Below are 22783 nucleotides of genomic sequence, written 5' to 3'. Positions count from 1 at the left end.
GCATTTGCAGGGCAAAAAGCAAAAAGGGCGGCCCCGGGACCGCCCTTTTCATCGCACCCATCATCACGCGGCGCCAAAATCGGGTGATGCAAAATCAGACCGGGGTGACCAGCGGCTCTATCGCCGGCAGGTCCAGCCAGTCGGCAGCCACCATGGCCTGCGTGCGGTTGCGCACGCCCAGCGCCTTGAAAATGGCGGTGATGTGGATCTTCACCGTTCCCACGGTCAGGTCCAGCGCCTCTGCAATCTCAAGATTGCTGCGGCCGGCGCGGATCATGGACAGGATTTCCCGCTGACGCGGCGTCAGCTGCTTGCCCGCATCCTCCCGGAAGAATCCCGCCGGAACGGGGCCGGCAACAGTCATCAGCGGCTCCCCGCCCGGACGCATGGCAACGACCGGCGGCACGAAGACGCCGCCGTCCCGCACAACTTCCAGCGCGCTGGACAATTCGTCGGCCACGTCGGAGCGGCGGACATAGGCGCGGGCACCTTCACCCAGCGCCGCCCGCATGCGGTCGGGATCATTGCCGCCGATGGCGATCAAAGGCACCTGCGGGCAATGCTGCACGAATTCCTTGATGGCACCGCGAACGGCCATGGCAATGGATACGATGCCGACCAGCGCCTCGGTCGGGTGCGCCCCCGCATAGCGGCGCAAGTCCGCTAAATCAGCCACTTCCTCGACCGTGTCCACCACGCCGCTGCGGCGCGCCAATTGCCGGACGCGAGTGACGAACGCGGCTTCATGATCGATCAGTATCAGACGCATTGTTTACAGGCCTCTAGGTTGAACCCGCAACCTGTCATGGATGCCGGTTACCAGATTTTCCCTACTATACACGAGCTTTCCGCTTCCTACAATTTTATGCAGCGCATCGCATGAAATTGGCAAGAGCCACGGAAAGGCACCCAATCAGCGCCGGGCGAAAAGCACCGGACGCCAATCGAAGTTACTACTCGATGGGTGTGCAGACATTGCAGTCATAACGGCCGCGCCAGCACCTCGGGTATCGACAGGAAATGTTTTGATGATGTCTCCTTGTATGTATCAACAACTTCCCTCAAAATTTTAGGAAATTATTAACAAATAGGCCGGAAACACATCGTCTCTCATGAATTTATAGCAAAACGCCGGAAATGTAATACCTCTGTAACGCACTATACGTCTGGATAGACACACGGCCGCATCGCACCGCGTGCATGGCGGCGGAGCAACAGGACCTCCCCTGCGCAGGCCTGCCACAAACAACATACTGGAATATGCCAGTTGTATCGCGCATATGCGGCCGACCCTGCAGACCGGACACACGCCGGGCTTCCGCCCGGCGTGTGTCGGATCGTCCGGAATGCTGTTATATGCAGGGACAGGTCAGGCGGTGATGCCGACCGAATCCGTCCGCGCATCGGAATTGGCCGGGGAAGACCCGTCAGCCTGGGCGATGCCGTTATTCATTGCCCAGATCGCGGCCTGGGTGCGGTTCACGGCGTTGATCTTGCGCAGCAGGCTCTTCAGATGGACCTTCACTGTTGCCTCGGTGATGCCCAGCGTGTTGGCGATGACCTTGTTGCTGTCCCCGCCGATCAGGCAGCGCAGGATCTGGGTCTCGCGCTGGGAAAGCCCCTTGCGCAGGGAAGCGATCTCCGTCGGCGGGGACTGCATCTGACCGGCCAGCAGCAGGTCAGCCAGATGGGTGGGGAATACCTTCTCCCCCGTCCGCACCAGCCGCAGGGACTGCGCCAGCGCATCGGCGGACATGTCCTTGATCAGATAGCCATTGACGCCGGCCTCCAGCGCCGCCGTCAGACGGCGGGCACACAGCCCGGTGGTCAGGATGACGATGTGGGCGTCGGGATGGCGCTGCCGCAGCGGCCCGACAGCAGCAAAGGCAGCCGGTTCCTGCCCGGGATCGATCAGGATCAGTTCGGCCGGCCCCAGATCGGCCGCCAGCATCTCGTCGACGCCGCAAAATTCCCCGACGACCCTGAATTCCACATCGGCCAGCAGTCGACCCAGCCCCTCACGGAACAGCTTGTTCATGTCGATCAGAATGACGGTCGGCTTTTCCATCTCAATTGCTCCTGCGCCTGACGGGACACCCCGGCGCGCCAACGCGCACCAGCAGGGGCGGCCCCTAAGAATGGCCATGTTCAACTGATTAGATCATAGTCTTCACAGAATGATAAGAACACCCATCGAACGCATTAACGCATATTCACTTTAGTCCTATACCAATATCACAGCCACTGAATTGCCAAATTCATGCCCGTCTTTTGACCATATCAGCCAAAAAATCCACCACATTTCAGATTCCCTGATTCATCCTCGGGCTTGGAATAGATCGATTAACGGAATTATTTAATTATAAATTTGATGAAATCATGGCACCTGTCGCCACTTACTAACACTACCTCCAATTGGAATTTAGGGCTTGATATGCATCAATATCATGATTGATATCGATCAAGCACATGGCGTTCACCGCACCGCAACATGGCGGTGGCGGGGTGCGCGCTCGATGGAATTGCGAATTTATGAGCCGCCATAAGGGGTTAACCCGAATGGGCATTCAGTTTGAAAATGGCGGATTCTTGGGGAGTTGGGCCGACCTGCGGCCAAATGTCTACCGGTGGCAACGAAAATGCCGACAGCCCCGTCAACGGGGCCGTCTTAACGCTTGCGTTTATGGTGCCACGGAGTCATATTGTGCATCGCAGCACGTTGTGCTGCTTGCCCTTATCGGGCGTTTCCTCCCTAAACTCAGGCCGCTCTTGTAGCGGCCTTTTCTTTTTTCGGCCTGCCACATCAGGAAGATTTGTTGCTTACGCAACAAGTTTCCTATTCCGCCCTGGGTGAGGACTATTTGTTTCAAATCGCCGGGACGGTCAAGCAGTTTTCTTCCGATTCATAAAAAAAAGTCGCAACTGCCGGCATTTTTACAGGGTCGGCATTTTGGCGCCTTTAATGAATCATTAACATTTCAAGGACTTGGGCGAAATCACCCCGCCAGCCCCTCCAGGATCGGGCAATCGGGCCTGTCGTCGCCCTGACAGCGATCGGCCAGTTGTTTCAGCGTGGCGCGCATGGATTGCAGCTCGGCAATCTTGCGGTCCAGCGTGTCGATATGATCAAGCGCCAGCTTCTTCACCTCGCAACTGCTGCGCCCGCGGTCGCGCCACAGGCGCAGCAGCCCGTCCAGATCCTCCAGTGAAAAGCCCAGGTCGCGGGCGTGGCGGATGAAACGCAGGGTATGGATGTCGGCCTGGTCATAGACGCGATATCCGGCCTCCGTCCGCACCGCCGACGGGATCAGGCCGATGCTTTCATAATGGCGGATCATCTTGGCCGACACGCCCGACGCCCGTGACGCTTCTCCGATATTCATGGGCCTCACCCTTCCCCGCCCGGACGCCAGCGGCGCAGCGTCAGGGCATTGGTCACCACACAGACCGACGACAGGGCCATGGCCGCGCCGGCAACCATGGGGTTTAACAGGCCGGCCATGGCCAGTGGCACCCCCACCAGATTATAGATGAAGGCCCAGAACAGATTCTGGCGGATCTTCACCACCGTGCGGCGTGACACGGCAATGGCGTCGGCCACCAGGGCCGGGTCGCCGCGCATCAGGGTGATGCCGGCCGCACGCATGGCCACATCGGTACCGGTGCCCATGGCGATGCCGACATCGGCCGCGGCCAGGGCCGGGGCGTCGTTGATGCCATCGCCCACCATGGCCACCACAAGGCGGCCGCCATCGCGCAGGCGGTTCAACGCCTCGCCCTTGTCCTGCGGGGCCAGTTCGGCCAGCACCTCGTCCACGCCCAGGCTGGCTGCCGCCGATGCCGCAGCCCCGGCATTGTCGCCGGTCAGCATGACGGTGCGCACGCCCATCGACCGCAGCCGGGCGATGGCGGCCGGGGCCGTCGGCTTGATGGCATCGCCAAAGGCCAGCAGTCCCAGCACCAGCCCGTCCCCCGCCAGATAGGACAGGGTGCGCCCCTGCGCCGCCAGGCCCCGCGCCACACTGTCCAGGGCCGCGACATCCACGCCGCGCTCTGCCATCAGCCGGGCATTGCCCAGCAGCAGGTCCCGGCCTTCCGCCCGCGCCTCCACCCCCAGGCCCGGCAGCGCGCGGATATCCGCGGCGGCGGGCACATTGGGCCGGGCCGTCAGCACGGCATGGGCCAGCGGGTGGGAACTGCCGGCCTGCACGGCGGCGGCCAGACGCAGCACCTCGTCCACCGAACCGCCCGGCACGGGCTGCACATGCGCCACGGCCGGCTTGCCGTCGGTCAGGGTGCCGGTCTTGTCGAAGGCGACCACGTTGATGTCGCGCGCCCGCTCCAGCGCCTCGGCATCGCGGATCAGGATGCCGGCGCGCGCGGCCGTGCCGGTGCCGACCATCAGGGCCGTGGGCGTGGCCAGCCCCAGCGCACAGGGGCAGGCGATGACCAGGACAGACACGGCATTGATCATCGCCGTCTCCACGCCCGCCCCCGCCAGCAGCCATCCGGCCAGCGTCAGCAGCGCCAGCACCAGGATGGCGGGCACGAACACGGCGCTGACCTTGTCGACCAGCCGCTGGATGGGGGCCTTGGCCGCGCCCGCCGCCTCCACCATGCGAATGATGCGCGACAGGGTGCTGTCGGCGCCCAGCGCCTCGGCCTGCACGGCGATGAACCCGTCCAGGTTGGTCGACCCGCCGGTCACCCTGGCACCGGGCCCGCGCGACACGGGCAGGCTTTCCCCCGTGATCAGGCTTTCATCCAGATGGGTCTGCCCCTCCAGGATGGTGCCATCCACGGGCACCGCCTCCCCGCCGCGGACCAGCACCACATCGCCGCGCCGCAGCCGGGCCAGCGGCAGCATCCGCTCGCCTTGCTCCCCACGCACACGCGCCACCTGCGGGCGCAGCGCCATCAGCGCCTCGATCGCCTCTCCGGTGCGGCGCTTGGCCCGCCCCTCCAGCCAGCGCCCCAGCAGCAGCATGGCGATGATAACGGAGGAGGCTTCATAATATAGGTGCGGCACATGCCCCGGATGGGCGTTGATCAGCATCCATCCCGACAGGCCCCACCCTGCCAGCGTACCCAGCACCACCAGCACATCCATGCTGGCCGCCCCGTGGCGCAGGGCATTCCACGCCCCGGCATAGAAGGGCCAGCCCAGCCCGAACTGCACCAGGCTGCCCAAAGCCAGTTGGGCCAGCGGCGGCAGCGCCGGCCCGCCAAGCATGGGCAGCAGCAGCGGCAGCGACAACAGGATGGCCCCCGCCGCCCGCACGCCTTCCCCGCTGCCATCCGTCGTCGCGGCATGGTGATGGGCGGCGTGGTCATGCCGGACAGGGGCGTCGGCTGCGGTCCCGCCGATCTCGCACGCCTCACCGTCGGGACCGGGCTGGCCGCCACCCGGCGGCCCCCCGTCCCCGTCATCGGCGACGCCATAGCCCGCCCCCACGACCGCGGCGACCAGATCGTTGCGGTCGATGCCGGCGGCATCGATCAGGGCGACGCTGGTCGCCTGGGAGATTTTCACATCGATCACGCCGGGCACAGCCCGCAGCGCCTTTTCCACGCGCCCCACACAGCCGGCGCAGCGCAGACCCGTCAGTTTCAGGCGCAGCGGCTCCACCTGCGGGGTGAAGCCGGCATCGGTCACCGCCTTGACCACTGCCGCCGGCATGGCCTGATCGGCATTATCGGCGGGCGTGACCAGCACCCGGGCCCCGGCCAGATTGACGGTGACCGACGCCACCCCCTTGACCTGTCCCACGACCTTTTCAATCCGTCCCGCGCAGGACGCGCAACGCATGCCCTGGACGGGCAGGGAAATCACAGCGGACGACATCATTCTGCTCCCGTTGGCGCCGCTGGGGCGCCCTGTGGCGAATGGCCGGAAAACATATGGGCGACCCACGGCCCCTTGGCATTGACCTGAGGCAAAGCGGTCGCCCTGCCGGCAACGTCCTCCCTTTCTGAACCTTCCCATGATGGGAAGGTCAAGGACAAAAAAAAGACCCTGTCGCCACGGAACGACAGGGCCTTCAAGGCGGGAACTTCTGGGAGGGAAACAACAGAAGATGTTGCTGAAGATGACTATAGGGACCGGGGGTTAGTGATTGGTTAATGGCCCCCGGTGTCAACGCCTGTCTGCACTGCGTCCGGCGCACGCTTCCGCCTATATACCCATGCCGGATACCTTTCCTCCGTCCCGGCGATGCGCTATCACCGCCGCCCCAGATGCTGTTTCAAGGTCCGTTCCGCATGTTGTCCATCGCCCATCGCATCGCTCAGGAACTCGCCGTCCGCCCCGCCCAGGTGGAAGCGGCGGTTGGCCTGCTGGATGAAGGCTCCACGGTCCCCTTCATCGCCCGCTACCGCAAGGAAGTGACGGGTGGCCTGGACGATACGCAGCTGCGCAATCTGGAAGAACGCCTGCGCTACCTGCGGGAGATGGAAGAACGCCGCACCACCATCGTTGCCAGCATCAATGAACAGGGCAAGATGACGCCCGAGCTGCAAAAGCAGATCGAGGACGCCGACACCAAGACCCGCCTGGAAGACCTGTACCTGCCCTACCGCCCCAAGCGCCGGACCAAGGCGATGATCGCGCGCGAGGCCGGGCTGGAACCGCTGGCCGACGGGTTGCTGTCCAACCCCGCCCTGTCGCCGGAAGCCGAAGCCGAACGTTTCGTTTCCGCCGACAAGGGTGTGGCCGATGTGAAGGCAGCATTGGAAGGCGCGCGTTCCATCCTGGTGGAACGGATGGGAGAGGATGCGGGCCTGGTCGGCCGCCTGCGCGATTTCGCCCAGACCCAGGGCAAGGTCGCCTCCGTTCTGGTGGAAGGCAAGGCTGAGGAAGGCGCCAAGTTCAGCGACTATTTCGATTTCAGCGAGCCCTTGGGCAAGATGCCCTCGCACCGCGCCCTGGCCCTGTTCCGGGGCCGCGCCGCCGGCATCCTGGACCTGAAGCTGGCCGTGGGCGATGAACCGCTGCCCGGCCAGCCGCACCCGGCCGAAGGGCTGATCGCCGCCGCCTTCCGTATCCAGGATCGGGGCCGCCCGGCCGACCGCTGGCTGGCCGATTGCTGCCGTTGGGCCTGGAAGACCAAGATCTCCCTGCATCTGGAACTGGACCTGCTGAACGTCCTGCGGGAAAAGGCGGAGGATGAGGCCATCCACGTTTTCGGCCGCAATCTGAAGGATCTGCTGCTGGCCCCGCCGGCCGGGCAGCGCGCCACGCTGGGCCTGGACCCCGGCATCCGCACGGGCGTGAAGGTGGCCGTGGTCGATGCCACGGGCAAGCTGCTGGACACGGGCGTCGTCTATCCCCATGAACCGCGCCGCGATTGGGAAGGTTCGCTGGCCGCCCTGGCCGCCCTGGTGAAGCGCCACAATGTCGACCTGATCGCCATCGGCAATGGCACGGCCAGCCGGGAAACGGACAAGCTGGCCGCCGACCTGATCGCGCGCCTGCCCGATGTGAAGCTGACCAAGATCATGGTGTCCGAAGCCGGTGCGTCAGTCTATTCCGCGTCCGAAGTGGCGGCGCTGGAATTCCCCAAGCTGGATGTCAGCTTGCGTGGCGCCGTCTCCATCGCGCGCCGCCTGCAGGACCCGTTGGCCGAACTGGTGAAGATCGACCCCAAATCGATCGGCGTCGGCCAGTATCAGCATGATGTCAGCCCGGCCAAGCTGTCCCGCGCCCTGGATGCCGTGGTCGAGGATTGTGTGAACGGCGTGGGTGTGGACCTGAACACGGCGTCGGTGCCGCTGCTGGCCCGCGTGTCGGGCCTGTCGGAAACGGTGGCCAAGAATGTCGTCGCGTTGCGCGATGAAAAGGGCGCCTTCCGCTCGCGCCGGCAATTGCTGGACGTGCCGCGCCTGGGGCCCAAGGCCTTTGAACAGGCGGCGGGCTTCCTGCGCATCCGCGACGGGGAAAACCCGCTGGACGGCTCGTCGGTCCACCCGGAAGCCTACCCGGTGGTGGAACGCATCCTGAAGAAGACGGGCCGTCCGTTGGCCAAACTGATCGGCGATGTCGGCTTCCTGCAATCGCTCGATCCGGCCGACTTCACGGATGACAAGTTCGGCATCCCCACGGTGACCGACATCCTGAAGGAACTGGAAAAGCCCGGCCGCGATCCGCGCCCGGAATTCAAGACCGCCACCTTCAAGGACGGGGTGGAGGAATTGAAGGACCTTCAGCCCGGCATGGTGCTGGAAGGGGTGGTGACCAACGTCACCGCCTTTGGCGCCTTCGTCGATGTCGGCGTGCATCAGGACGGGCTGGTCCATATCAGCCAGCTGTCGCACAGCTTCGTGAAGGACCCGCATACGGTTGTTAAGGCCGGTGACATCGTGAAGGTCAAGGTTCTGGAAGTGGACCTGAAGCGCAAGCGCGTGGCCCTGACCATGAAGCTGGACGAACGTCCCGCCCCGGCCAAGCCCGCCCAGGGCGGCCCGGATCGCCGTGATACCCGCCCGGACCAGCGCCGCGACGACCGGCGCGGTCCGCCGCCCGCCCGGACCAGCGCCCCGCCCCCGCCGCCCAGGAAGCCCGCCGCACCGGCCCCCGCACCGGCCGACAGCGCCTTTGCCGCCGCCTTCGCGGCCGCCAAGGCCAAGGGCAAGCGCTGACGCCCGCTTTCCGCCGCAATCCCGTTGAATAACCCGATCGGGGTTATTCAACGGGGGCGGGCAGCATGCGGATCGGCGCACGGGTTTCAGGGCTGCTGGCCCTGCTGCTGCTGGCCGGCTGTGCGGACATACCGCCGCCCGGCCCGCCCCCGCCACCCACGGCCGTGGATAACGGCCAGGGCAGCGAGCATGGCAATTACCCGACGTTTGAGACGGGGGAGATGCATAACAGCCCGCAAGGCCCCTGCCCCGTCTATGCCTGGGACCGGCCACTGACCGGCGGGCGGCAGGTGATCCGCTATCTCTCCGCCGCCTGCCCCTATCCGGGCCGGCCGGGCTTTGTGCGCATGGTCGACCTGGGCTCCGTGATCATTCCCTTCACGAAAAGCCCGCTGGCGACCTTCGTGCCCGAACCGGTCCCCACCTACCCCGTCACCCCGCCGCCGCCCAAGGTCACGGTGCAGGTCACGCCCCTGAAACCACCGACCAAGAAGAAGTGATCCCAAACTGCGGAGGGGTTGCCCTTCAGCAGTTTGGAGGCTGGCGACCGCCAGCCCGGCGCACATGCGCTCGCCAAGCCAAGCCCGCGGATGCGGGCGCCCGGCGCTTGAGGGAACATGAAATCCATCCCGACAGGCTGGGTTGCGCGAAACGGCGATGGTTGGGTTTGACAGGGGCCCGTTGATCCCCTATACCCCCCGCATTCCTGGGAAGGCGGGTGCCGAGCATTTGGCGCCCCGTCCCCGTATTTGCCGTTTGCGGCGAAGGACGGGGAACTACCGGGACAACAGCGCCGGTCATGCGGATCGGCATAAACGGAGTTCGTTATGAGCAAGCGTCAAGAAGCCAAGTACAAGATTGACCGCCGCTTGGGCGTGAACCTGTGGGGCCGCGCCAAGTCCCCGGTCAACAAGCGTGAATATGGCCCCGGCCAGCATGGTCAGCGCCGCAAGAAGCCGTCGGACTTCGGTCTGCAGCTGATGGCCAAGCAGAAGCTGAAGGGCTATTACGGCAATATCGGTGAGAAGCAGTTCCGCAAGCTGTACCAGGAAGCCGTTCGCCGCAAGGGTGACTCGGGCGAGAACCTGATCCAGCTGCTGGAGCGCCGCCTGGACGCCGTCGTCTATCGCATGAAGTTCGCCCCGACCCCGTTCTCGGCTCGCCAGATCATCAACCATGGCCACATCCTGGTGAACGGCAAGCGCGTCAACATCCCCTCCTATCAGGTGAAGGATAACGACGTGGTCGAGGTTCGCGCCAAGGCCAAGAACTTCGCCCTGATCATGGAATCCATCCAGTCGAACGAGCGCGACTTCCCGGATTACGTGACCGTCGACACCGGCAACTTCAAGGGCACCTACCTGCGCGCCCCGAACCTGACCGACGTTCCGTACCCGACCCAGATGGAACCGAACCTGGTCGTCGAATTCTATTCGCGCTAAGTCCGGTCGCCTTCGGGCAACAGATCAGGTCGCGTCCTTCGGGACGCGGCCTTTTTTGTGCCCGCATTGTCCCGATTTTCAGGACAATAAATCGCGACCAGCGCGCATTGTCGCAACGGTTCGGCGGGCGTACTTTCGGTTTCAAGAGACGACGGCGCCGATGCCGGCGCCCTTCACCGAAATCCCGAAAGGAACCCCATCATGAATACGCTGATCGCCAACAATGCCAAGTATCTGCCCGTTGCCGGCCGCGTTCTGCTGGCCGCCATCTTCATCTCCTCGGGCCTGTCGAAGGTGACGGGCTGGGATGGCAGCCTCGCCTATATCGAAAGCGCCGGCGTGCCCCTGCCCTCCACCCTGCTGCTGCTGGCCGCCATTGCGACCGAACTGGTGGGCGGTGCCTTCATCGTCGCGGGTTTCCAGACGCGGGCCGCAGCCTTGGTCCTGGCCGGCTTCTCCCTGGTCACGGGCGCCCTGTTCCATAATTACTGGGCCGTGACGGATGCGCAGATGGCTTATTTCCAGTCGATCATGTTCTGGAAGAACGTGTCGATGGCCGGCGGCTTCCTGGTGCTGGCCGGTTCCGGCGCGGGCGCCCTGGCCGTCGACAATCTGACAGCCGCCGCCCCCCTGGCCGCCAAGCGCGCCTGATCCAGCGGCATCGCCACAACAAAATGGCCGCCCCATCGCTGGGGCGGCCATTTCCATGACGTCCTGAAAGGATAGGATCAGGCGGCGTCGGCGAAGGCCACGCCCTTGTCACGCAGCAGATCCTGCAGCTCGCCCGTCTCGTACATCTCGCGCACGATGTCGCAACCGCCCACGAACTCACCCTTCACATAAAGCTGCGGGATGGTCGGCCAGTTGGCGAATTCCTTGATGCCCTGGCGCAGGGCCGGATCGACCAGAATGTCGATGCCCTTGAACTTGACGCCCAGGTGGCTCAACACCTGCACCACAGCGGCGGAGAAGCCGCATTGCGGGAACACGGGCGTCCCCTTCATGTACAACACGACGTCATTGTCGGCGATATCGCGCTTGATGCGCTCGGCAACCGTCTGGTCCATCTGTCACTCTTCCTCAAGTCCCGTCGCCTGCCCACCCCAGCGGTGCCGCGACAAATCTTCCGACATATAGCGCTGAACGGTATCCCTTAACAGGGGGTTCGTTCGGCCAGCAAATCAGGCATGCTTGGCGGCCCAAACAGTCACACGGATGAAACAGGCAAAATCCGATCTCGCTTCGGCCCTCAATTGATGCGAGGGGGCGCATGGAGTCTCCATTCTGGAATATTGACCCGCACCAACCTCTTCTGGACCTTAACAGCAATCTCCGGCGGCAATCCCGCAACAAACTCATCGTATCGATCTTCAGTCTGCATCTTGATATAGGGAGTTTTTGCGAACATCTTCTTCATCATATCCTCGTGGCTCTTGACAGCGATCTGTCCCTGGAACGCCAAGCCGTCTAATTCTCCCAAATACGAGATCACAATATGGCCGATGTAAATCCATTCCCCAGGCCCCACCTCAAAACCAATTATCCGGTCTGGACGCTTTAATACTTTTTCAACTAACTTCCCGTCTTCGGTAACTACATGGACAGTGTATTCCTTCTCCTCAGGTATCTTTAACCCATCAAGAAATTGCCATGACTCAGTGCCATCTTTATTATGAACCCAGGCCCACATCCAGCCATAACGCCCCGGTGGCAAACCGTATTTATCGACTACGTTTGAGCCGACGATGTATCGGGAACGACGGGCATCAGGGCGCCAAATTGGGATGGATGCCGCATCTGTGCCATTTGAGAAATCAAACGCAGCTTCGTCGACCACAGACCGCGCGTCAGGCGCAATCTCGACAGTCATGAAAACCACCGACTTTGTTGGATCAGCCAATGCGTCGGCAGTGGGTATATTCAAATACCCATCTGCCGACCGGTCGGCTGCCTTGACTATGCCGCAATAGAAAATGAGCAAGCAAACTAACGGATACGCGTAACAGGCCTTTGGAAACAAGTTACGCGTGCTCATGATACGCTCCCCCTGTCACACCTTCGGCACCGCCGTGGTCAGCATCAGCGCGTGCAACTCGTTGCCCATACGACCTTTAAGGGCAGCATACACCAATTGATGCTGGGCCACACGGGTCTTTCCCTTGAAGCTCGGGCTTTCCACATAGGCCGCGTAATGGTCGCCATCGCCGCGCAGGTCGTCGATGCGGACGATGGCGTCGGGGAACGCCTCGCGCAGCAGGGCCTCGATTTCGGATGCGTGCATCGCCATGGGTCGGGTCCTCTCACAAATTGGGGCCCCTTCAACCGTCACCCCGGCGCAGGCCGGGGTCCAGGATCATAGAGCAAGGTGCTCGGGACTCTGGACCCCGGCCTGCGCCGGGGTGACGGAAGAGAGAGCGGTAAGGGTCTTACCCCACCTTGCCATTCATATAGTTCGGCAGCCAAGCCTCGTTCGCTTCAATCAGGTCCGCGACCGAAATAATGGCGCCCGAAGCCCCCGTCAGGGCGTCGCCGCCCACGGTGCCGATGCGGGAGAGCGTGACGCCGGCCTCGGCGGCCTTGGTCTCCACCGCGTCCAGATCGGCCGGCTTGACGGTCAGGACGTAGCGGCCCTGATCCTCACCGAACAGCTCCGCCACATGCCAGCCATCCAGGCCGGACAGGTCCGCCCCCTTGGTCCCGGCCATGGCCATTTCGGCCAGCGCCACCTGCAGGCCACCATCCGACACGTCATGCGACGCGGTGATCAGGCCGGCCTGGATGGCATCGCGCACGAAGGTGCCGTGACGCTTTTCCGTTTCCAGATCAACCGCTGGCGCCGGACCTTCCTCCAGCCCCAGAATTTCGCGCAAATACAGGCTCTGGCCCAGATGCCCCTCGGTCTCACCGACCAGCAGGATGATGTCGCCATCATTCTTGAAGCCCAGACCCACGGCCTTGAAGCCGTCGGCCAGCAGGCCCACGCCGCCCACCGTCGGGGTCGGCAGGATGCCCACGCCGTTGGTTTCGTTGTACAGCGAGACATTGCCCGACACGACCGGGTAATCCAGCACGCGGCAGGCCTCGGCCATGCCTTCGACGCAACCGGCGAACTGCCCCATGATCCGGGGCTTTTCGGGATTGCCGAAATTCATGTTGTCGGTGATGGCCAGCGGCAGGGCGCCGACGGCCGACACGTTGCGATAGCTCTCGGCCACGGCCTGACGCCCGCCCTGCACCGGGTCGGCGAAGCAGTAGCGCGGGGTCACGTCGGACGACAGGGCCAGCGCCTTGTTCGTGCCATGCACGCGCACAACCGCCGCATCGGCCTGACCGGACAGGAAGCGGGTATCCGCCCCCACCTGGCTGTCATATTGCTGCCAGATCCAGCGCTTGGAGGCCAGATCGGGGCAGGCGACCAGCTTGGTCAGGATCTCGCCCAGCGACAGATCCTCCGGCCACAGCTCATCCTCGTCCAGGTCGAGCGGGTCCTGGGCCGGCGTCTCTTCCGTCGGGCGATGGTACAGCGGTGCCGCGTCGAACAGCGGGGCCAGTTCCAGGTCGCAATAGGTGTCGCCGTTCATCTTCAGGACGAAACGGCCCGTGTCGGTCAGATGGCCGATCACGGCGAAATCCAGTTCCCACTTCTCGAAGATGGCACGGGCCACGTCTTCGGAACCGGGCTTCAGGATCATCAGCATGCGTTCCTGGCTCTCCGACAGCATGATCTCATAGGGGGTCATCCCCGTCTCACGCTGCGGCACCTTTTCCAGATGCAGCTCGATCCCCAGACCACCCTTGCCCGCCATTTCGACGGAGGAGGACGTCAGGCCGGCGGCCCCCATGTCCTGGATGGACTGGATGGCGTCGGTGTTCATCAGCTCCAGGCACGCCTCGATCAGCAGCTTTTCCGTGAACGGATCGCCGACCTGCACCGTGGGGCGCTTGGCCTCGCTATCCTCGGTGAACTCGGCCGAGGACATGGTGGCGCCATGGATGCCGTCGCGGCCCGTCTTGGACCCGACATAGACCACGGGGTTACCGACGCCGGCCGCCTTGGAATAGAAAATCTTGTCCTGGTCGGCGATGCCAACGGTCATGGCATTGACCAGGCAATTGCCATTATAGGCCTTGTGGAAATTGGTCTCGCCGCCCACGGTGGGCACGCCGACGCAATTACCGTAATGGCCGATGCCCGACACGACGCCAGCGACCAGCTGGCGGGTCTTGGAATGGCCCGGCTCGCCAAAGCGGAGCGCGTTCAGGTTGGCGATGGGGCGCGCGCCCATGGTGAACACGTCGCGCAGAATGCCGCCCACGCCCGTCGCCGCCCCCTGGAAGGGCTCGATATAGGACGGGTGGTTATGGCTTTCCATCTTGAAGATGGCGGCCTGATTGTCGCCGATATCGATGACGCCGGCATTCTCGCCCGGACCGCAGATGACCCAGGGGGCCGTGGTCGGGAACTTCTTCAGCCAGACGCGCGACGACTTGTAGGAGCAATGCTCCGACCACATCACGGAATAGATGCCCAGCTCGGTGAAGGTCGGCTGACGGCCGACGATCTCCAGCAGACGGACATATTCATCGGCCTTGATGCCATGTTCGGCGGCAAGCTGCTCGGTGACGACGGGTTCCTTGCGGGCGCTCACGACAGGGCCTCCACCAGGCTATCGAAGAAGGCACGGCCATCAATATTGCCGTGCAGCGGATCAAAGGCGCGTTCGGGATGCGGCATCATGCCCAGCACGTTGCGCTCAGCGTTGAAGATGCCGGCAATGTCGTTGGTGGCACCGTTCGGGTTGGCCTGATCGGCCGTCTGGCCCGGCAATGCTGCATAGCGGAACGCCACCAGCCCTTCGCCTTCCAGACGCTTCAGCGTCTCGGCGTCGGCGACATAGTTACCCTCGCCATGGCCGACCGGAATGCCGATCACCTGGCCCTTGGCGTATTTACGGGTAAAGTCGCTGTCGTTGTTCTCAACGCGCAGGCCGACCGTGCGGCACACGTACTTCAGCGACTGGTTCCGGATCAGGGCGCCGGGCAGCAGGCCCGCCTCCGTGATGATCTGGAAGCCGTTGCAGATGCCGACGACGCGCACACCCTTGGCGGCGCGTTCCTTCACCACCTTCATGATGGGCGAATGGGCGGCCATGGCCCCACAGCGCAGATAATCGCCATAGGAGAAGCCGCCAGGGACGGCGATGACATCGACGTCCGGCAGGTCATTGTCCTTGTGGAAGGCCATGTGGGGCTTCGTGCCGGAAGCCTGTTCCAAGGCAACCGCAATGTCGCGGTCGCAGTTGGAACCAGGGAAGACGATGACGGCGGACTTCATCCCGCAAACCCGTTCCGTTGGTGGAGGGAAGGCGGCGGACCGTCACCGGGACGGCCCCCCGATGCGGCCGGAACCTAATGCCGACGCCCGTCCAATGCAAGGTCGGGGGTCCCCCGATGCGGCCATGGCAGGGCGGCGTTATCGGTGGGTGGGGCGCCCGCCGTCACGGACGCCCCACCCCGCACCCTCACTTCTTCCCGAACACCTTCTGGAAGAACTGCGCCTGCGCCATGCTGGCCACGAACTGGTTCGACTTCTTCTTGAAGCCGTGCCCTTCATCCATGGCCAGCACATAGCCGACATCGCCGCCATTCTTGCGGATGGCCGCCACCATCTGCTCTGCCTCGCCCACCGGCACGCGCGGATCGTTGAAGCCCTGGATGACCAGCATGGGCTTGGTGATCTTCGACGCATTGGTCAGGGGAGAAATCTTCTGCAGGAATGCCCGCATCTCCGGATCGCGCTCATCGCCATATTCCGGACGGCGCAGGTCGCGGCGATATTCGGCCGTGGCCTCCAGGAAGGTGATGAAGTTGGAAATGCCGACCGTGTCGGCGCCACCGGCCAGCTTGTCATTGTAATGGGTCATGGCGGCCAGCGTGGCATAGCCGCCATAGGAACCGCCGGCCACGACGACCTTATCCTTGTCCAGATCGGGCTGGGTGGCGATCCAGTCGATCAGGGCGCCGATATCCTTGATGCTGTCCTCGCGCTTGAAGCCGTTATCCAGGCCCAGATAGGTCTTCCCGTACCCGTCGGACCCGCGGATATTGGGCAGCAGCACGGCCGCCCCCAGCTCATTGGCCCAGAACTGCACCGTGGCGCTGAAATTGGGCCGGCTCTGCCCTTCCGGACCGCCATGGATCAGCATGATGACGGGCAGCTTGCCCGTGGCATTCTTCGGCTTGAACAGAAAGGCGGGGATCTGCCGCGCCTTGCCGTCCACCTGATCAAAGGTCGGGAACTGCACCAGGGAGGCGTCGGCGAAATTGGCCGTGTTCAGGCCGCCCACCTCACTCTTGGTCCATTGCTCGACCTTGCCCTTGTCCAGGTCGATGACATAGACGTCGGCGGGGGCGGTGGGCGTGGTCAGGGACAGGCCCAGCTTCTTGCCATCGGGGCTGAAGGACACCCCACCGATGATCCCCTTGGGCAGGTCGGGCAGCCTCAGCGGCTTCAGGCTCTTGGCGTCGATCAGGCGCAGCGTGGACCAGCCGCCCTCGTTCAACAGATAGGCCAGCTTGCCACCGTCATGCGACAGGGCGGCCCCTTCGACGTCCCAGGGATCGTCGGCCGTGATCCATTTGGTCGTGCCCGACGCCAGATCATGCAGGCCCAGGCGCTTGAACTCCCCTTCCTCGTCTGACGTCAGGAACACGCCCTTGCCATCGGCGGTGAAGCCGACACCGGAAAGGGCGATATTGTCCTTGCCCGGCATGATTCGGGTCAACTTGCCTGTGCCCGTCTCTACCACCGAAAGGGTGGATTTGGTGATGGACACATATTGCCCGACCAGCAGTTTGCTATCGTCCTGTGAGAAGGCGACGGCCCCCCACGACCCGGTCTGCGCCACCAGCGGGGCAACCGTGGCGGCATCCTTCAGCCCGCCGACATAGACATCGGTATTCTTGCCGTCGCGGCGCGTGCTGGAAAAGGCGAAACGGTCGCCCTTGTGGTTCCAGACCAGCCCCTGGTTGCGCGACTTGCCGTCGGTGACCAGGGTGGTCTTGCCCGTGGCCGTATCCAGGTGGAAGTACTGGAAATATTCCGACCCGCCCTTGTCCCAGCTATAGACCAGATCGGTCGATCCCTTGGCGGGGCTGAATTCGGCGCTGGTGATCGGCTCGTCGGCGAAGGTCAGCTGCTGGCGCGCCATCATCGGGCCGGCGACCAGATGCAGCTGCGACGTCTCCCCGAAGCGGGTGGTGATCAGGATGCCCCTGCCGTCGGGCGTCCAGCCCAGCAGGCTGGCCGAACGGGCGGCCAGATATGCCGACAGCCGCTCACCCAGTGCGGCATCGACGGCCGGCACATTCTCCGTGGCGATATTGCCGTTCTGTATCCGCTCCACCTTGGGCGGCGCGGCGCTCTGGGCCATGGCGGGCGTCAGCCCCGCCAGACAAAGAACCAGCGCCAGCGCGGTGCCGCGCGTGAAATGTCCGATAGTTGCCACGTCCCTGTCCTTGTGCTTGGGGCCCTATTCCGGGCGATTGCTGCGGAACGCAGCGTAGGGCTGCGTTCGCCACGGGTCACGATCTGAAATCATCCAGATACAAATCTCCGGCAAGGTTAACGCCCCAACCGGACCAGCAAAGGGAACACACCGCATGGCCGCCGCCCAGGAAACCGCCCTGATCGTCATCGATGTCCAGAATGGCATCATGCCCGCCGGCGAGGGGGAACGGTTCGACGCCGCCAACAAGGCGCTGGATGCCGTCGTCGACCGTCTGGCCGACCTGCAGGCCCGCGCACGGGCTGCCGGCGTCACCCTGATCCATGTGCAGCATGACGCGCCCGACGGTCACCGCCTGGCCAAGGGCACACCCGGCTGGGAAATCCGCGCCGAACTGACCCCGCAGCCGGGTGAGACGGTCATCCACAAGCAGACCTGCGACAGCTTCCTGGACACGCCCCTGGAATCGGTGCTGCGCGATGGTGGCATCAGGCGCCTGATCATCGGCGGCTGCATGACGCCGTTCTGCATCGACACGACCGTGCGCAGCGCCATCGCCCATGGCTATGATGTCACCCTGGTTGGCGACGGTCACACCACCTGTGACATGGGCGGCCTGACCCTCGACCAGATCATTGCCCACCACAACACGGTCCTGGGCTGGTTCGGCACCGCCACCCACAAGGTAACGGTGAAGAACGCCGCCGACGCGCTTTGACGCAGGGGGCGACGGGCAGATAGTCATATGGCGAAATTCATTCTATGGTTGCCGACACAAGCGACACCAGGGATGGATCATGCTGGCAGCGGAACATTTCGACCGGATCGTTGATTTCCTGCACAAGATCGGGCTGCTGCTGGAGGTGGGCCCGTTCGGAACGGAAGGGTTCCTGCCCGGCATCACCATCCGCCAGGGCGTGATGCGGGTCGATCCGGCCCATATCTATGTTTCCGGTGACCTGCTGCACGAAGCGGGTCACATCGCCATCGTGCCGGCACGGCTGCGTCCCGCCCTGGGGGATAATCTGGAAACCAGCCTGCGCGACGCCATGGCGGGGGATGCAAACGACCCGGTGGCGGCGGCCGCCCTGACCCATACGGAGATCATGGCCACCGCCTGGTCCTATGCCGCCCTGAAGGCCCTGGACCTGCCGCCGGAAACCATTTTCTTCGCCGGCGGCTATCGGATGAATGCTGAACAGCAGGCGCGTTTTCTGACCTTGCTGGAAGGCGGGAACCAGTTCGGCATCCTGCACCTGGCCCATGCCGGCATGACAGGCCCCTGCGGCATGATGGCCATGATGTACCAGAACGGGCTGCCCCCCTTCCCCGCCATGACGCGGTGGCTGCAGGCCTGATTCTTCTTACCAGCCGCCCGTCCGGATCCATTCCTCCATCTGGGCCATGCGATCCGCACCCCAGAACGGCTCCCCATCGACGAAAAAGAAGGGGGCGCCGAAGACGCCATGGGAAATGGCCTTCTCCGTCTCTTCGCGCAGGCGTTCCTTCACCGCCGGGTCGCCCAGGCCCTGTTCCACGGCATCGCGGTCCAGCCCCAGACTGGCCGCCACATCCAGGACATTCTCCGGCAGGGCCATGTCGCGACCTTCGGCCCAATGGGCGTGGAACAGGGCGCGGGCCAGGGCTGCGGGGCTATGTTCCCCTCCCGCCCGGTCCAGCCAGTAGACGGCGCGCGCCGCCGCAACAGAGGCGAAGATGGATGGCAATGGCTGGTGCAGCGGCACGCCCAGCCTGCGGGCGCAGCGCGGTACGTCATGGCGCAGGTAATCGCCCTGCAGCGGCTTGTTCAGGTTGGGCACCCCGCCCGTCGCCTTGAACACCGCCCCCAGCAGGATGGGCCGCCACTTGACGGGCCGCCCCACCCGGTCTGCCAGCGCATCGATCTGCGTGGCGGCCAGATAGGCGTAGGGAGAGGAAAAGTCGAAATAGAAATGGATCAGTCCGTTCGACATGGTCTCTCCTTCGGATCGGGGGCGTCACCAGGGAATGCGGCGACCGTCATAGGCAATATAGGCACCATTGTCGGCCGCCGTCGCCGATGCGATGACCTGGCGCAATCCGGCGGCGGAATCGGTGGGCAGGACGGGCGCGTTGGGCCCGCCCATTTCCGTCTGCACCCAGCCCGGATGCAGCAGCAGCAGCGTGAACCCTTCCTTGCCCCAGGCCAGCGACAGGCAGTGGATGCCCATGTTCACGGCCGCCTTGGATGCGCGATAGGTGACATAGCCGCCGGTATTTTCGGTGATGGAGCCCAGCACGCTGGACAGGGTGGCGATCTTGGCACCCGGCACCAGATGCGGCTTCATGGCCTGGGCCACCAGCACGGGCGCCAGGGCATTGACCTTCATCGTCTCCAGCCAGGCTTCGACATCGATATGCTCGGCCGACTGGGCTGGCAGATCGGGGCCGATGACGCCGGCATTGTTGATCAGCAGGTCGACCTTGGTACCCGCGAACCCGCCTGCGAAGTCCTTGATGGAGGCCGGATCGGCCACGTCCAGCGCGCGGACATCGGCCCCCAGCGCCCGCAGCTTGTCGGCCCCGGCCGGGTCGCGCACACCGGCGATGACGGTCCAGCCATCGGCGATATACTGGCGGGCCATTTCAAGCCCGATGCCGCGCTTGGCACCGGTGATGACGACGGTCGGCATGGGCGCAACTCCTGTCAGGGAACGGGATAAGCCGGGGGACAGCGATCAGGACGCCAGCGCCCCCCTCAGGGCAGCCATATTGGCATCCCCGGTGGCACAGAAAACCACCCGATCCAGCGTATCCGCGTGCCGGGCGACGAAATCACGCACCGTATCGACCGCGATGCGGGCCGCCAGTTCCTTGGGGAAACGATAGGCACCGGTGGAAATGGCGGGAAAGGCGATGGACCGCGCCCCCTTCTCCACCGCCAGATCCAGGGCCCGGGCATAGCAGCGGGCCAGGACCTTGTCCTCCCCCATCTTGCCCGTAACATAGACGGGACCGACGGCATGGACGACCCAGCGCGCTTTCAGGCCGAAGCCCGGTGTGATGGCGGCATCGCCGCGCCCCACCGGGTCCAGCGCCGTGGCGGCGGCGAACAGGTCGGGGCCCGCTGCCTCATGGATGGCACGCGATACGCCCGTACCGCCCCCCAGGCCGGGGGCGGCGGCATTGACGATGACATCCACATCCAGGGCCGTGATATCGCCCTGATGCACCAGCAATTCCGTCACGGGACGTCCCTTCAGATCGCGTAGGCCAGCGTGGCGGTACGGCCGCCATCGCTGACGGTCAGGCCCGATGACATCACCCGCATGATCTCCAGCCCGCGACCCGACTTGGCCTCCACATTCACGGGCGGGCGAACGCTGTCGGGATCATAGCCACCGCCCTGGTCGGCGATTCGCACATGCAACCTGCCGTCAGCCGTCCAGGCCGAAATGTCGATGCGCTTGGACGCGCGGTCGGGATCGGCCAGCGTCGCTGTCAGCCGCTGGCAGAAGGCGTCGAACTGGCTGGGATCATCGACCAGCGACCCGCCCATGGCCAGGTTGCCGTGCAGCACGGCGTTGATCACCGCTTCATGCAGTGACAGTTCCACATCGTGGCGCACCGCCGTGGGCAGCAGGCCGCGGGCAAGCAGTCCCTCACAGAACTGCGCCGCCGTGTCCAGGGTCCAGGCCAGCCGCGTGGTCAGCGACACCAGCAGACGGCCGCTGTCCAGGGCGTCGCGCAGGGCCGCCGCCGGCAGGTTCGCGTCCGCCCCCTGTTCCACGATGGCGGCACAGTTGGATCGCAGGGCTGCGATCAGTTCGGCCGCGGCCCCCTCGGCAATGACACGGACCAGACCGGGCCCATCCGCCCCCTCTGTCGCCAGCGGCAGACCCAGCGCAGCAGCGATACGGGTCTGTTCCGCCCCATCAAGTGTATCCGCAGCCACCCGGAATTCCATAATCCCCCCGCCTCGCTTCATGCGATATCGTTGTCATGATCTACCGCGACCGACCCACCCCCGTCATCCGCCAGATCGATGATGACGGGGGCTGAAATAACAAATCCTTCACCCGGCGGGTATTCCTGCTCCACCCGACGGTACAGATCATCGCCCGACCGGGCGAAACCGTACAACGACTTTCCCTCATTCCACAGGCTGCTGCCATTCCATCCGGCGGCCAGTGACGGATTCGTGATCGTCACGGACCAAAGCCGTTCGAATCGGTTCCAATCCCGATCCAGCATGGTCACCTGCCGGGGCTTCTGTCCACGCAGCCTTTCGATCCGCGTCTCCGTCATCGTGATCTTGCCGGACATCTCCCGCACATGCTGTTCCGCCTCCACCACGGCGTCGCGCAGCGCGGTCTCCTCCTTCCGGGCATGGCGGAGGGCGGCGGCGACCATGTTCCGTTCATCCACCGTGCGCGACAGCTTGCGTTCCACCTCGCGGATGATGCGCATCAGGCGGCGGGCGCACACCACCATGGCCGCACCTGAAAAGGCCAGCACGAACAGGCTGATGATGTTGGACCAGCCGAAGATCATGCGGTCCCCGCGCCGGGCCGCATCTGGATCACATCTTCGATGCTGTAGCCTTCACCGGCCGGGAAGGCTTCGGCGATCAACATGCGGGCGGCCCGGTCGCTGGGCGCCCAGACACGGATATGGTTGGCATAGCGCCAGATGACGGGCGCGCTGTCGAAATCCCGCGCCGCCGTCTCCGCCAGCCGCCGGTTGCCCACCCGCGCCTGAAAGACCCCGTCGGTGATACGCTGCCGCCCCAGTTCGTGCCAGATCTGGATACGGTCGCGCTCCACGGCCGCCAGCATCATCTCCAGCCGGCTCAACTGCGACTTCATGCGGAACCGTTCGGCGTTGCGACGGTCACGCACCGCCGTCTGCTCCCGGTTGTCGGTCAGGACCTTCTCCAGGCTGGTGCGGGCGCTCTTGATCTCCCGCTTGATCTTCTCGTGGTCGGCGACCCATTCATAGATGTCGGGGATCACCACGCGCATCATCTCCAGCAATGCCGCCGCCACCAGGCAGGCTGCCGCCGCTGACAGAACGACGATGTCCGATGTCGTCAAATGCTGGTCCATCCCCATCCCCAACCCGCGCCGGATCGCCGGCCACCCATTGCCAGGATAAGCAAGGAGCAGGCCCGGGGATGTGAAATTTTTCACCAGCAGCAGCGACGCATCGCCTATC

22 protein-coding genes are annotated in these 22783 nt (G+C 64.2%); 6 read left to right on the top strand and 16 right to left on the bottom strand.

Annotated features, from left to right (window positions below; translation table 11 throughout):
- Nucleotides 1–94 precede the first annotated feature (94 nt).
- From ACODTW_RS01560 to ACODTW_RS01545, 4 genes are all read right to left on the bottom strand, one after another.
- Complete coding sequence (locus ACODTW_RS01560; protein ID WP_488944110.1) at nt 95–769, bottom strand: helix-turn-helix transcriptional regulator; 675 nt, start codon at nt 767–769, stop codon at nt 95–97.
- Nucleotides 770–1369: 600 nt separating this feature from the next.
- Complete coding sequence (locus ACODTW_RS01555; RefSeq protein WP_488944109.1) at nt 1370–2068, bottom strand: LuxR C-terminal-related transcriptional regulator; 699 nt, start codon at nt 2066–2068, stop codon at nt 1370–1372.
- A gap of 928 nt (nt 2069–2996) precedes the next feature.
- Nucleotides 2997–3383, bottom strand: a complete 387-nt coding sequence (gene cueR / locus ACODTW_RS01550; RefSeq protein ID WP_488944108.1) for a Cu(I)-responsive transcriptional regulator — start codon at nt 3381–3383, stop codon at nt 2997–2999.
- Nucleotides 3384–3388: 5 nt separating this feature from the next.
- A complete protein-coding gene (locus ACODTW_RS01545) occupies nt 3389–5848 on the bottom strand; it encodes a heavy metal translocating P-type ATPase (protein ID WP_488944107.1) in 2460 nt (819 codons plus the stop codon).
- A 413-nt stretch (nt 5849–6261) separates the two neighbouring features.
- Between ACODTW_RS01545 and ACODTW_RS01540 the strand changes: the two genes are divergently transcribed.
- From ACODTW_RS01540 to ACODTW_RS01525, 4 genes are all read left to right on the top strand, one after another.
- Nucleotides 6262–8637, top strand: a complete 2376-nt coding sequence (locus ACODTW_RS01540) for a Tex family protein (protein WP_488944106.1) — start codon at nt 6262–6264, stop codon at nt 8635–8637.
- A 65-nt stretch (nt 8638–8702) separates the two neighbouring features.
- Nucleotides 8703–9137: a hypothetical protein gene (locus ACODTW_RS01535; protein ID WP_488944105.1), complete on the top strand. Its 435-nt coding sequence runs from the start codon at nt 8703–8705 to the stop codon at nt 9135–9137.
- A 327-nt stretch (nt 9138–9464) separates the two neighbouring features.
- Nucleotides 9465–10079 carry a 30S ribosomal protein S4 gene (rpsD, locus tag ACODTW_RS01530; RefSeq protein WP_488944104.1) on the top strand — a complete coding sequence of 205 codons (615 nt, stop codon included), beginning with the start codon at nt 9465–9467 and terminating at the stop codon, nt 10077–10079.
- Nucleotides 10080–10280: 201 nt separating this feature from the next.
- Entirely contained in the window at nt 10281–10730 is a 450-nt protein-coding gene (locus ACODTW_RS01525; RefSeq protein WP_488944103.1) for a DoxX family protein, read from the top strand.
- Nucleotides 10731–10807: 77 nt separating this feature from the next.
- Here ACODTW_RS01525 and grxD read toward each other — a convergent pair whose 3' ends face one another.
- The 6 genes from grxD to ACODTW_RS01495 all read right to left on the bottom strand — a co-directional run bounded on the left by grxD (nt 10808) and on the right by ACODTW_RS01495 (nt 17587).
- Nucleotides 10808–11146, bottom strand: a complete 339-nt coding sequence (gene grxD / locus ACODTW_RS01520; RefSeq protein ID WP_488944102.1) for a Grx4 family monothiol glutaredoxin — start codon at nt 11144–11146, stop codon at nt 10808–10810.
- A 182-nt stretch (nt 11147–11328) separates the two neighbouring features.
- Entirely contained in the window at nt 11329–12114 is a 786-nt protein-coding gene (locus ACODTW_RS01515; RefSeq protein WP_488944101.1) for a hypothetical protein, read from the bottom strand.
- Nucleotides 12115–12129: 15 nt separating this feature from the next.
- Nucleotides 12130–12366: a BolA/IbaG family iron-sulfur metabolism protein gene (locus tag ACODTW_RS01510; protein ID WP_488944100.1), complete on the bottom strand. Its 237-nt coding sequence runs from the start codon at nt 12364–12366 to the stop codon at nt 12130–12132.
- A gap of 139 nt (nt 12367–12505) precedes the next feature.
- A complete protein-coding gene (gene purL, locus ACODTW_RS01505; RefSeq protein ID WP_488944099.1) occupies nt 12506–14728 on the bottom strand; it encodes a phosphoribosylformylglycinamidine synthase subunit PurL in 2223 nt (740 codons plus the stop codon).
- Complete coding sequence (purQ, locus tag ACODTW_RS01500; protein ID WP_488944098.1) at nt 14725–15414, bottom strand: phosphoribosylformylglycinamidine synthase subunit PurQ; 690 nt, start codon at nt 15412–15414, stop codon at nt 14725–14727. The genes purL and purQ overlap by 4 nt, the downstream gene beginning before the upstream one ends.
- 187 nt (nt 15415–15601) lie before the next feature.
- Nucleotides 15602–17587, bottom strand: coding sequence for a S9 family peptidase (locus ACODTW_RS01495; protein ID WP_488944097.1), 1986 nt, complete (start codon nt 17585–17587; stop codon nt 15602–15604).
- Nucleotides 17588–17741: 154 nt separating this feature from the next.
- Between ACODTW_RS01495 and ACODTW_RS01490 the strand changes: the two genes are divergently transcribed.
- Nucleotides 17742–18305, top strand: coding sequence for a cysteine hydrolase family protein (locus ACODTW_RS01490; protein ID WP_488944096.1), 564 nt, complete (start codon nt 17742–17744; stop codon nt 18303–18305).
- A gap of 79 nt (nt 18306–18384) precedes the next feature.
- A complete protein-coding gene (locus tag ACODTW_RS01485; protein ID WP_488944095.1) occupies nt 18385–18945 on the top strand; it encodes a hypothetical protein in 561 nt (186 codons plus the stop codon).
- Nucleotides 18946–18951: 6 nt separating this feature from the next.
- On the opposite strand, the gene ACODTW_RS01480 is transcribed toward ACODTW_RS01485, so the two are convergent.
- Genes ACODTW_RS01480 through ACODTW_RS01455 form a run of 6 tightly spaced genes read right to left on the bottom strand, consistent with a single transcriptional unit; the run spans nt 18952 to nt 22674 of the window.
- On the bottom strand, nt 18952–19560 hold the full coding sequence (locus tag ACODTW_RS01480) for a 2-hydroxychromene-2-carboxylate isomerase (RefSeq protein ID WP_488944094.1): 609 nt from the start codon (nt 19558–19560) through the stop codon (nt 18952–18954).
- Between the two features lie 24 nt (nt 19561–19584).
- Complete coding sequence (locus ACODTW_RS01475) at nt 19585–20259, bottom strand: SDR family oxidoreductase (RefSeq protein ID WP_488944093.1); 675 nt, start codon at nt 20257–20259, stop codon at nt 19585–19587.
- 45 nt (nt 20260–20304) lie between these two features.
- Entirely contained in the window at nt 20305–20814 is a 510-nt protein-coding gene (locus tag ACODTW_RS01470) for a macro domain-containing protein (protein ID WP_488944092.1), read from the bottom strand.
- Between the two features lie 11 nt (nt 20815–20825).
- Nucleotides 20826–21521, bottom strand: coding sequence for an ATP-binding protein (locus ACODTW_RS01465; RefSeq protein ID WP_488944091.1), 696 nt, complete (start codon nt 21519–21521; stop codon nt 20826–20828).
- Between the two features lie 29 nt (nt 21522–21550).
- Nucleotides 21551–22120, bottom strand: coding sequence for a hypothetical protein (locus ACODTW_RS01460; protein WP_488944090.1), 570 nt, complete (start codon nt 22118–22120; stop codon nt 21551–21553).
- Complete coding sequence (locus ACODTW_RS01455; RefSeq protein WP_488944089.1) at nt 22117–22674, bottom strand: hypothetical protein; 558 nt, start codon at nt 22672–22674, stop codon at nt 22117–22119. The genes ACODTW_RS01460 and ACODTW_RS01455 overlap by 4 nt, the downstream gene beginning before the upstream one ends.
- Between the last annotated feature and the right edge of the window lie 109 nt (nt 22675–22783).

The sequence above is a fragment of the Niveispirillum sp. FG148 genome, assembly GCF_057809655.1.
The sequence above is the reverse complement of the archived record's forward strand: the minus strand, read 5'-3'. Positions and strand labels throughout refer to the sequence as shown.